8 protein-coding genes and 3 pseudogenes are annotated in these 11876 nt (G+C 33.6%); 1 reads left to right on the top strand and 10 read right to left on the bottom strand.

The window, feature by feature from the left end; translation table 11 throughout:
- Nucleotides 1-47 precede the first annotated feature (47 nt).
- Nucleotides 48-251 (bottom strand): annotated as a pseudogene (locus tag KZ793_RS11710) (zinc ribbon domain-containing protein); the annotation flags it as partial.
- 143 nt (nucleotides 252-394) lie between these two features.
- Here KZ793_RS11710 and KZ793_RS11705 point away from each other — a divergent pair.
- Nucleotides 395-1093 (top strand): annotated as a pseudogene (locus tag KZ793_RS11705) (IS982 family transposase); the annotation flags it as partial.
- 127 nt (nucleotides 1094-1220) lie between these two features.
- On the opposite strand, the gene KZ793_RS11700 reads toward KZ793_RS11705, so the two are convergent.
- The 9 genes and pseudogenes from KZ793_RS11700 to KZ793_RS11660 form a co-directional block, all read right to left on the bottom strand.
- Nucleotides 1221-2813: a serine hydrolase domain-containing protein gene (locus KZ793_RS11700; RefSeq protein ID WP_225815503.1), complete on the bottom strand. Its 1593-nt coding sequence runs from the start codon at nucleotides 2811-2813 to the stop codon at nucleotides 1221-1223.
- Between the two features lie 515 nt (nucleotides 2814-3328).
- A complete protein-coding gene (locus tag KZ793_RS11695) occupies nucleotides 3329-3487 on the bottom strand; it encodes a hypothetical protein (RefSeq protein ID WP_225815502.1) in 159 nt (52 codons plus the stop codon).
- Between the two features lie 8 nt (nucleotides 3488-3495).
- Nucleotides 3496-4596: an amidinotransferase gene (locus tag KZ793_RS11690; RefSeq protein ID WP_225815501.1), complete on the bottom strand. Its 1101-nt coding sequence runs from the start codon at nucleotides 4594-4596 to the stop codon at nucleotides 3496-3498.
- 582 nt (nucleotides 4597-5178) lie between these two features.
- Nucleotides 5179-5472 (bottom strand): hypothetical protein, encoded by a 294-nt coding sequence (locus KZ793_RS11685; RefSeq protein WP_225815500.1) that lies wholly within the window; start codon nucleotides 5470-5472, stop codon nucleotides 5179-5181.
- A gap of 859 nt (nucleotides 5473-6331) precedes the next feature.
- Nucleotides 6332-6637, bottom strand: coding sequence for a Cro/Cl family transcriptional regulator (locus tag KZ793_RS11680; protein WP_225815499.1), 306 nt, complete (start codon nucleotides 6635-6637; stop codon nucleotides 6332-6334).
- Nucleotides 6638-7445: 808 nt separating this feature from the next.
- A complete protein-coding gene (locus KZ793_RS11675) occupies nucleotides 7446-8384 on the bottom strand; it encodes an alpha/beta hydrolase family protein (RefSeq protein WP_225815498.1) in 939 nt (312 codons plus the stop codon).
- Nucleotides 8385-8863: 479 nt separating this feature from the next.
- Nucleotides 8864-9289, bottom strand: coding sequence for a hypothetical protein (locus KZ793_RS11670; protein WP_225815497.1), 426 nt, complete (start codon nucleotides 9287-9289; stop codon nucleotides 8864-8866).
- Nucleotides 9286-11145, bottom strand: a complete 1860-nt coding sequence (locus tag KZ793_RS11665) for a DEAD/DEAH box helicase (protein ID WP_225815496.1) — start codon at nucleotides 11143-11145, stop codon at nucleotides 9286-9288. Before KZ793_RS11665 ends, KZ793_RS11670 begins: the two co-directional genes overlap by 4 nt.
- 537 nt (nucleotides 11146-11682) lie before the next feature.
- Nucleotides 11683-11876, bottom strand: a pseudogene (locus KZ793_RS11660) (TIR domain-containing anti-phage reverse transcriptase); the annotation flags it as partial.

Raw genomic sequence — 11876 nt, 5'->3', positions numbered from 1 at the left:
TATTGAAGTGACTGCTCCCCACCGTCAACGGCAAGGCTTCCCACTTCTCAGACCGCAACCGTCTGTGTGACGGATTTACGCTGGCCTCCATGGGCAGAAACGACGAGTCCCGCCGCCTGTAATTCTGCTGTGCCCTTGCTCTGTATGTTGATCGCCGCATTGATATCGCGGTCATGTTCAACACCACAGCAAGGGCATGGCCAGCTCCGCTTATGCAGCGGCATTTCCGGCACTTTGTGACCGCAGCAATAGTAGCCAGCCCTAAAGCCCTTTGGGCTTTTCGCCTGATATCCCCGCCCACACTGGGCAAGGGTTTACGGCGGTTTTTGCTAAACGCTTGTTCCAAAATCAGAATTTTAGACCAATAAAAAACCGTTCTAAAAAGGAACAGACTATGAACAAGTTAGTTGAAATTTTCTGTGATGTCGATGATTTCTGCTGCTTTTTCATTCCCCAGTGGGAACAATTTTGTATCGAAAATGGAGTATCGCCAGCGTGTGGACCAGCGAGATAATGACCATTTTGATCCTTTTTCACATGTTACATTATCGCAACTTTAAGGCTTTTTACCTGAAATGTATCTGCGATATCACCACAATGATTTTCTAACTTTACTCAGTTATACGCGTTTTATCGGTGTTGCTGCTTCTATTTTAGTGCCTCTGTGCAGTTATCTCACTAAATTAAAAGGAAAACCTACAGGGATTGCTTTTATTGATTCCACCCGTTTGTATGTTTGCCATAACATCCGCATTCCTCGCTATAAGGTCTTTGATGGTGTAGCCAAAAGAGGAAAAACATTAATGGGATGGTTTTACGGATTCAAGTTACATTTGATTGTTAACCATCAGGGCGAAATCGTGGCGGCTAAATAAAGTGACCGCAGGCAACGTGGATGAGAGAGCTCGTTCGTGAACTCATAGAAAAGGGCATCAAAGGGTATTTGAGCCAGGAACTCAAGGAGAAGCTGGCAGAAACCGGCATCACCTTTATCACTAAAAAGCGGCGTAATATGAAAGCAGATGCGCTGGCTGAGAGGGATAAAATAATGTTATTAAAGCGATTCATTATATACCCGCTATCTTTCAAGTTGCCTCTTTGTTGGCCGCACTCACTCACCCCAGTCACATAGTTATCTATGCTCCCGGGGATTCGCTCCCTTGCCGTCGCGCTGCAAATTGAAATCTATTGGGTATAAACTTATATTTACTAACCTGTAATTAAATTGCAACGAATTCCACATTCAAGCAACGTGAATTACCGATATAAAGACGAGATTTATTTGTATCAGGATCAAATTCAAAATCAATAACAAACTCAGTACTGGGTGAGAAATAACTATTCCCATAAATACGTCGTAAAGCCTCTTTTTTTACAGGATGGATAATCCCATCAATATAAATATTATCACCAGATGATATAATATTAATTATCGCCTCTGTTTCGTGACTATAATAGCGCCCTGACAATAGCTGAATATCGACACTACCTTCATTGTTCATCTTTTTCAAATAAAAAACATTACCGTTTTCATCAATATGTTCCAGTGCGATAACACTGTCATTTTCAATGACGGGTCTGAACTGGATTTTACTTCCTTGTTCTTGGAATGTACCGTCAGAGTTAAAAGTAATCGGGTTACCTTTTTTAAATAAATTACCTAAGAAATAAACATCTTCTTTGGTAATAATATAAGGATAAGGCTCTACCCCTCGGAAAATACCGGTGATATCAATATCACTGGTTAGGCAATGTGGTTTTTCAGGCTCAACATCGGTATTAAGCAAGATATCAATATACTGATCCGTCCATTTAGCAACATCAACATCGATTGCAGCAGTTATCGCGATACCTAATTTAGCATCGGGTAAAATACAAATATTCGCTCGGAAGCCAGCATAGGTACCACTGTGTTGTATTATCCTTTGCCCGGCACGTTGCTCAATAATCAAACCGTAAGCATAATTGTTACGATTGCCATTGGTTAAATCTGGTGTACGGGATAATTGAGGCAGTAGATCCTGAACAATAGATGGTGAATAAAACGCTCTGGCCCAACGACATAAATCATTCACAGTGGAATGAACCGCTGCACTACCCATCACAGAATTATTGATATCGCTTCTTATCCACTGTTGCGAATTCTGATTATAAGTGTAACCCATCGCCCGATTAGAGATAATCTCGGTTACATCATCACAGATAATGGTATCTTTCATCTCTAATGGAGCGAAAACATTTTCTTCTGCATATTCTTTTAACGATTTACCTGAAACCACATTGATAATTTCCCCCAACAAATAATAGCCTGTATTGCTATAAATATAATATTCTCCAGTTGGGGTGTTAAATGTCTGTTGTCGTTGGATAAGTTTTTCCACTAAATCACCATTGCAGTGGTCAAAACTCGAGTTTTTACCTGCCAGACTATAAAGTAAAAATACATCCCGTAACCCACTGGTATGATGAATAAGATGCTCAATAGTAATATCACAGAAATGCGCGGGTAAATAATCCAAATATTGTCCGATTTTATCCTTGACGTTGAGTTTTCCTTTTTTCTCCAACAAGGCTATGCAAAAAGCCGTGAATTGTTTTGAAGCACTTGCTAAATAGAATTTAGTATTAGGCTGTATAGCAACAGCATGTTCAATGCTAGCTTGCCCGATATGGCGCTGATAAATGATCTTATCATCGTGGATAATAGCAACACCGAGAGCCCCACCTTTTTTTTCATTTTCAATATTAACCAATTCATCTATTTTATTGATAAACAACTGAATATTATCTTTATATATCATCGATTCCATCATTAATTTCCTTATATTATATCATAAAACAAGACATATATATTCAGTCTGATAGCAATATATATGTGGGCAGTACTGTAAGACGGAAATAACCAACATCCAAGTAATAATGGTTATCATTTAATATATATACCTAATAGATTTCGAGTTGCATCGCGACGGCAAGGGAGCGAATCCCCGGGAGCATAGATAACTATGTGACCGGGGTGAGTGAGTGCAGCCAACAAAGAGGCAGCTTGAAAGATAACGGGTATAAAGAGAAACAGAAAGTGACTGCCGTTACTCATCAGAATAGGTGAATTCAGACTAGCAATGATTCGCTACCAGCGATTATTTCAGAATTCATACTTAAATCTAGAATTAAACAGCCTGTTACTATTCATAATCATAGAAATGATGGGGAAGGGAGAGAAAATACAAGCAAAACGCATGCACACAGTTAAGATTAATCCCAGTGTGTGCATGCAGGTATTCATCTCTAACATTTACATCCGTCGTATATAAATGTAGAGGCATATTTAGCTATGGTCAAATATTGGAAAAACTTTCAATATCACAATCACTTTTACAATAGTGAAATTATCCCAATACACAACTAGCGTAATAGTGGCTACCGTATGCAAGATACGTAATGCAAACATTACTGCATCCCAAAGGGAATATCTCCAGATAGCCATCATTATTCCTAGTCAAGATAAGACTGTAAAGTTCCGCGCCGCCTTACATCTACGGTTGCACAATGGAAGGAACCGCCAAACGTATTAAAATTCCTGAAATTACATGGAATAGGCGTAAAGCCCCAACGTTTCATCGCAGCAATCATTGGCTCATCCTGCTTTTCAACAATCACCCGCTGTTCATCCAACATTAGAATATTCATGTTGATCCATTTACTGGTCGTATACAGAGGATGGTCATCAGGAATAACCGGCTTAGGCGCATGTAATACATCCCAATTCCTAAACAATTCAGGAATTTTTAATACTTTTTCTGGGTGAATTAATAGTTTTCCTGGCGCCATAGGAACAAAGGTGGCATCAATATGCATAGGGCTATCATCGTTAAATTCAAAAACATGAATACGATATTCATCACCTATATGACGACGAAGCCATTCAATACCAAATTCATTTGTGACATGGCTCTTTTGAGCAATGATGTCTCGCCCACATCGAATAAAATCCGCAGCATCAAAAGTCGGTTCAAATTCAGTTATAGCAAGGGGAACACGCTCCTTGTCATTAGGCTGATGCCATTCGAAATTATATTGTTCTTCGATCAGCTGTGGCTTTGGCCCGGCGCTCCATTTTGCACCTTTCTTAAAGTAATCTTTAAGTAAAGTCTTATATGCCGCCGTCTCAAAATAACGGGAACGCCATGCTAGCGGGCATTCAATAATATCATTTCCAATAACTAGCAGCACATCACGAGGCATTGCACAATAAAATCCTGTACTACTCCAGCCTGGTGCGCCAAATACCTGAGATTGATCTTGCGGATCTGGACGACGTACTGTCACACCTTCACCTTCAAGAATATGGACAAACTCTTCTAACTCTCTAGATGCTGCATCAATTTGTTCTTGCGGAAATGACCGACCCGCATACCGATGAAAATTAGCAATCTGATTCGGTGGTAGTATTGGTTCTATCGCCATATGCCAGCCGGGAAATCTGGCGCCATCAACTACACCGACAATAACCTCCTCAAGTGGGTCCCATTCATTAAAAGAACAAACTGGGGAAGCATTCTTACTATTACTATCTGTTATATTTGAATCAAGCATGTCGTCTCCTGATATTTTAATATTATGTCGCTTTAAAACTATAACAACTGTATTAATTGCGACCCTATTTCATCAATATAAACCTCTTGGAAAAAATTCAATTTCAATATGTCATCATACATAATATTATGGATTTACATATTTTTCAGTTTAAAAAATCAAATTAACTATAATTTTTTTAGATCTAATAAATCCAACAACAAATCATAATATTGGTTATTTAAAACAGTAAAAACTGTTAAAAGATTTATTTTCCCGTTATAAAATGTTTAACCAAGGTAATAATATACAAAACAACTTGATAGTTTCACCGTAATTTTATAACGCTAAAATAAGAATATAAATTTGTCTGCGAGTAATAATATATAGACATTTAAATTTGTAAAGAAATTAAATTTAAGCATTGTAAAATAGAGTTAATGTGATTGTTTGCTAAATTATTATTTACTTATAATAATATTATCGAAGGTAAGTAAAGTGGAATTTATTTATGAGATATTGTTGTTTTATTTTTTAATGATGAATTCCAATAGAGGAAAGCAGGCCAATAATATTATTGGCCTGCTTTTAGTTAATTATTTCTTATTGCATTGGTTCTATAATTAAAGTTTTTATCATACCGGTAAGTTTTATATCACTAACGCCTTCAAATGTTCCTGATATACGAAGATTCTGATTAGACATAGCCGCTAACAATATGTTATAAATTACTAGCGAATGATCCGTGGATTTCTCATCGTCACTATCTTCCCAATATATACCATACTTTTCAATACGGTCCTTCACTGTTAGTACAGATACAACAACTCTTGGCTTAAGTTTATTATTAAATTCGACAGATAATACTTTGCTCTTATCTAGATTTTTATCGCTCATTTCAAACTCCATAATATAATAAATAAATTTATATTACTCAAGATACAGAACAACAAACTGTTTACTTGTGGAATATAAAATAAAGGACACTTCTACTATAAAATCAATATGCATTAATAGGTCATCTACGCATCAGATATAGTAGTTCGCATTTTTAATACTACATTAATACTTTATCTAACACATATAACTATAGATGCCATTCATGCGTTGTCAAATAAAGGTGATAGCTTAATTTTAAAATACGTCTACATTGTCACAAAAGACAGAAATGCAGATCTTCCATATGAGAACCTTGATACATCATTAACTTTTTCTACATCTAACAGTTACATATATAAATTATAATAATATGGGTATTTATCACTCTCCTTAAAAATATAAAATTATTGGTACAATCACAGAGTCAAAAAATAAATTATAGAAATTATAATCGATGTATTGATCGTATAACTATATGCCACTCTTCAGGTAATATTACTCATATCTCTCCGCATTTAGATTAAACTAATAGTATGTAAAATAGAGATAATTTTTTCTCTTTCTATATCATTATTACCACAGATAAATAAACTGTATTTATTTACCAGATATTGTTTCTTTAATGTAATAACAATTCATTAAAATAGACACAGGCAGAACAGTAATATTACCATTCCGCCTGTAGTTAAGTATATTTAATAGAAAATACATTTAGGATTTGAATAAAACCAGTTTCATTATACAAATAAATATTACATTTAATTTCAATTAGTAACAATACGGTATTTGATAACTGATTATATTGCTTAAATCAAATCCGGTTATTCTAAGAAATATTTTACTTCACACACTCATTTAGAAATTTAACAAATACCTCTTAAATTTCAACACCTACTATATATTTCATTTTAGTAAGATGACTTTTTGCGATTTTTACTTTTACTTCTAATTTTTCATGAAGTACACGTAAAAGAGAAAGATAAAGCAACACAATTTTGTCTTTATCTTTATCACCATCAACTAGTAATAGATGAAAATCATCAACTACGCCTAAAATGTTCAGACTAACGATAACTGAGCTGGGTGACAGAATATCAATATTGACCTTCTCTACTTTACCCACTCTGAGCTCATCATCTACAATCAGCTCTTCATTTAATAAAATATCTTTCTTAATTATCATAACATAAACTCCAAAATTCAATCTAACTAATTGATAAATAACTTATATAACTCAAGAATACGTACAATAAGCTATTCATTTTTCCCATATAAAATTGTAACCACTTTCACTAGAAAACAAGGTGTTTATCAGGAATTTATCCAGCATTTAGATAAAATATACAGCATTTTTGATGCCATATTGACGCTTTATCTAATACATATAACTATAGATGCCATTAATGTATTGTCAATAAAATAAAAAAATAAATTTAATTAATTTAAAATCAATATTTTATTACCCAATAAAAAATAAAAAAGATATTACATCCTGTAATGAACAGGATATTTCAGCAATTTTTTCAATCTAATATAATGACAGAGATAAATGATAATAAGAAATAAACAGCTATTTCCCTCTACTCTACAAAAGCTAAAATCGAGAACATCATCTCAGAAACAACAAATAATTCATAACGTTTTAATACTATATTTTATAGAAATAACAAGCGGTATATTAATCAAGTGATGATTTATGGTAAATATTATAATTTCATCCCATTCATCCATTATAATAACAAGAATATAAAATAAATTCCAAGTAATTATATTATTAAATTTATTACAAATCATTAATCATCAACTTGTTATTTATATATATTTTTTATTGCAAAATGAGATATGAAATTAACAACATTTACTATGCAAAAATAATACTAATAAAACGTGGTGTCAATTTTGACTATACCACGTTTTATTACTGAATTTAATATCACTTTACAATATAGAAAAACCACCGACAAATTAATACTATTTTAGATAACAGACTTTTATCCATAATCCTTGGATAACCAATTCTTTATATCCTCAACAACAGGAGTAATCTGCAAAATACCTTCACTATTTCTAAATCCATGACTTAGACCTGAGTATTGATAAAAGGTAATATTCTCTTTCTTTAATTGCTCTTCCATTTTTATCGCTAAACCAGGACTAACCGAATTATCATCCAGTGTTTGAATAATCAAGATAGGTCTTTTAGTCTGACTTAACACTTTATATTGATCAATACCAAGAGATATTCTCCACCAATTAACACCGTGATTACTCATCTCCATATGACTCATATGATTCCCGGCAACTATTTTCTGCTGAAAATCCCTAAATCCTTTAATTGCTTCATCGATATGCTCTGGTGGCACCTCACTCCTCATACTATGAATAACATCATCAGCGAAATACCGACCGCCACCATTCAGTGACACGGTTTTATCAATATAATTGACTTGTGATGTAATCAAATTAGCAACTACTGCTCCTTCACTGCCACCCAATACAATGATCTTGTTATATTTATTCTGATATTTCAAATCACCAATAATCTGAATATAATCCTTAACCCGCTGTTTTGGCGTATCCAATCTAATATAAGCTTTAGGACAATCTGAACGCTCAACAGCATCAGACCAAGGGAGTAATGCATTAATGCCATATTTTTCCACGGTCAGAACATCACTATCGGGATAAATATCACTGAATGTGTCATTCACAAACTTATTATTAACGATACTATTACAATCAGAACCTTGTATCAGTACCAACAAATTCTTACCACCTCTTTGCTTAAGATAGTAAGTTATTTCACTACCATCATGGCGGAAAAATTGTTTATGCGTATTTGTATTTGAGTAAGCGAAACCTATACAACATGAAAAAAGCAGAACAGATGTCATAATTTTCTGTCGTAAAATAGAATGATATGCTTTCATTAATCCCTCCTTTAACTGACATATATAAAGACCACAAATTGACGATATTGTTCCTGTCAGAAGGATTTTTAGAATTTGAAAGCAAGGTTCAGAGTTTTTTATCCAAAGTGCTAACTATAATCACTAAACACCCATACATTTGGAGAGAAGAAATGAAAACGACTTTATCCACAGAACTCTATTAGCCGCGCATTTATGGCGACAAGAATCAAGTGCAGGGTATTGATGTTGTTGTTAGTTTTCATTTATTTAGCTGGTATGGTGTATCGCTACTATTGAACGATTAACCTTGAAAGTAATTTTTTGCGTGTATAGAAACTCCACGATAGGGCTTTCGAAGTTTTTAAAAAATCAAAATATCGTAATATTTACTCATCTCCTTCTTTGGATAACTTATTAGATTTATAAAATCTCCTAAATATAATGTCGATAATCTTGTCTATAAAATAAGGAGGATTTTCCTCCTTATCAGTGCATATTTAGCAAACGAGTTTTAGCTTAGGGTAAACAACACTTCGAAACTCAGCCGGAATCTTTTCCTTAATATCTGCTAAAATTCGGTTATCTGCTCCAATAACCTCTACAAGCTCATTAATAATAGAGTCTAACTTCTCAGCTCTATCCCATTGAACTTTATAAGCTCCCGCATTTATCTTTTGCTCCACTCTCTGTAATTGTCTATTTTCTTTATATACATATTTCATTTTAATAATATTCACTTCGTTATCTATATTTTCTTTATAGGTGATAATCATATAAATATCATTAGATTCCTTTATGGTTTCAATGCTATCGTATTCACTCTCAAAAATAGCTGTTATGAGCTCATCGGGTTGCACACCTCTCACTAAACAAAAGGCTACCATTCTTTCTATAATCTCGTTTACTTTTAATAAGTCGATCATCGTATCATCCTCTTAACTTCCTCAAGTATCCCCGCTATTGCATCTATTGATTTTAGCAATGTTTTATTATCCCTATCCTTAACCGCACCATATATCCTGGATAATTTACTATTAATGAAGCGAACAACAATACCATCATTAACATCCGTTGTCTTTAGATTAAGAATATAGCGATTAAAAACATGGTAAAGCTCAGAACCTTTTTCATCAATACCATTTTCAATCAAAAGATTAGCAACCTCATCCTGTATTCGTGTACTCAATATTTGTCGCATCATTTTTCTCGCTTGTGCAGGCCGCTTCTCTATCAACTCAGGATCTATCAATTTAGCAGCTTTACGAGTTTCGTCTTCCGCAAGAGAATCTTTCAATTTTTCAAGTACATTGGGAGGTATTTCCACCCCTGATTGAATAATTTTATTTATATTTTCAGATACTGACTCATTTATCTCTGCTCTCTTCCTCTCAAATAATTCATTAAAATCTATATCATCGAGATACGAATCTTTATCACTAACAAAAGCACCTTCACTATTCACATTAGCTAACAAATTTTCTCTCTCAATATATTCCCTATCACTGAATGTATATTCTCGGACACTCCTTCTTTTAGCTCTATCAACTTCCTTTTGAAATGTATTCCACATTGTGTTCAACCCAATTTCTTCGTGAAATATTACTAATCCATTATTATCAATTTCAAAGGCTTTTATTTCATCATCAGGTATTGCACGTAATATTCTACCAACCACTTGTGCAAACGCATTAAGACTTCTATATGGTCTGAATATAGCCAGAATACTTAAGTACTTATGATCATAACCTTCCATCAGCATATTAACTGAAATTATAACATCACATTGATGATTTTCAATATTTCTAAAAGCAACACGCAATTCATCAGAAGCCATTTCACTATGAACAATAATAGAATTTAATCCCTCTTCTTTATACCAATGACATAAATCTTCTGCATGAGAAATACTACAACCTACAGCCAATATTTTATGGGGTACTTTACTAGATAATTTTTTTAATTCATTTAATTTTGATATGCTATATTCAATAACATCTTTTGAGCATTCCTCCGATAGAGCAACGCTTTTCTCTATCCACTCTTTATCTTTAAATGCTAACACTTCTTCCTTTGATAATTTAACTTCCTCATCTTCTTTTATAGAAAAATACAGCTCATGAGCATTAACCGTTTCTTTTCTTAGCCATTTCACATACTTATTTTTCATAACCTCTGAAAGAGGAGTTTCATGTATTTTTTCTCCAGGAATTTCTTGGTTATCACCTCGATATGGCGTTCCTGTAACATGAAGTATCTTAGCTTCACTGAAATATCCTAAAACCTCACGCCAACTCTGCGCAGGAGCATGGTGAGCCTCATCAATAATAATAAAATCAAAAAAATCCTGCGGAACTCTACTTATTAGGCTTGTCTCACGCTTACTCGATACTCGATGTATATTAGAGTAAATAATATGACTGGCAAACAAATGCTCATCACTGATATCTTGAAGATATTCATTCACCACAGGAATATCTTTGCTATTAAATATAACATCACAATTCACCCAAAAATTGTCCTCTAAAACCTCTTGCGTTTTTCGTATACTATCTTTAGTAACAAGCCCAGGGGTTATAATGAGAACTCTTTTATTTGATACTCCATATGGTGCAATAGAAATCAAACCACTCTTCCCTGTACCTGTAGGTAGTACTACTAATGCTTCTTTATTATCTGGTTGACTAAAATAGTCTCTAATTTTGATGTATGCCTCAATTTGAGGCGTTCTTAATTTCTTATTTCCCTCAATATTAACTGCTGTATCAAAAAAATAAGACATACATATTTCCTTTATTCCAATGATTATCGCCATAAATATTAAAGTGATTTACTTGCATATCACTGAAATATCTCTCTGCATTCATAAAGAGAATAGTCATCTATTCCATGAATCACATACTAATTACATCTCAACATAACTAACATTAAACTCATATTCATATAAAATAGTCGACATATCATGGTCAAAATCGTGACCAATAGCACGTATTTTAGATCAATAAATTGATTTACACTTTCATTGCTAATTATTTTATCTACGTTATCCATTCTAATGAAAACCTAATAATATCTTACAGCATTTAATTTTATTAATAATTTTACCAAGTAAAGAAATGACTATGATGACGCTATATCTTCATACATTTTATAAGATTTACCCATAATTAAAAATGGCTTTTCTCATTTCAACACCCTTTCGAGCCGAGGAGCCACAAAGATAAGGCAAAGTAACTTATTGATTTTTAATAATTTCACTATATGTATCAATAGGATTTATACTCATTCCCATACACAGGATCTCTGGAATAGGCCAGTGTTAACTCTGGAGAATAGTTTTAATTTTTTCTGCTAGTTCCTGTGGATTGTCTTTGTAAATCATATAAAGCTTATCTTGAAGTAATAGTAACTTCACAGAAACAACCTCTTTATATTCCTCTTCCATTAAGGTAAGTAACTTTGCTTTTCCTTTTATTAGCGATACTATTACAATCAGTACCAACAAATTCTTAC

This window comes from Photorhabdus antumapuensis (assembly GCF_020387775.1).
Taxonomy (GTDB): domain Bacteria; phylum Pseudomonadota; class Gammaproteobacteria; order Enterobacterales; family Enterobacteriaceae; genus Photorhabdus; species Photorhabdus antumapuensis.
This window is presented reverse-complemented; position numbering and strand designations above follow the sequence as displayed.

Excerpts from the sequence above, each read along its gene's own strand:
- KZ793_RS11700 (WP_225815503.1), bottom strand. The coding sequence starts at position 2,813 with ATGATGGAATCGATGATATATAAAGATAATATTCAGTTGTTTATCAAT.
- KZ793_RS11695 (WP_225815502.1), bottom strand. The coding sequence starts at position 3,487 with ATGGCTATCTGGAGATATTCCCTTTGGGATGCAGTAATGTTTGCATTA.
- KZ793_RS11690 (WP_225815501.1), bottom strand. The coding sequence starts at position 4,596 with ATGCTTGATTCAAATATAACAGATAGTAATAGTAAGAATGCTTCCCCA.
- KZ793_RS11685 (WP_225815500.1), bottom strand. The coding sequence starts at position 5,472 with ATGAGCGATAAAAATCTAGATAAGAGCAAAGTATTATCTGTCGAATTT.
- KZ793_RS11680 (WP_225815499.1), bottom strand. The coding sequence starts at position 6,637 with ATGATAATTAAGAAAGATATTTTATTAAATGAAGAGCTGATTGTAGAT.
- KZ793_RS11675 (WP_225815498.1), bottom strand. The coding sequence starts at position 8,384 with ATGAAAGCATATCATTCTATTTTACGACAGAAAATTATGACATCTGTT.
- KZ793_RS11670 (WP_225815497.1), bottom strand. The coding sequence starts at position 9,289 with ATGATCGACTTATTAAAAGTAAACGAGATTATAGAAAGAATGGTAGCC.
- KZ793_RS11665 (WP_225815496.1), bottom strand. The coding sequence starts at position 11,145 with ATGTCTTATTTTTTTGATACAGCAGTTAATATTGAGGGAAATAAGAAA.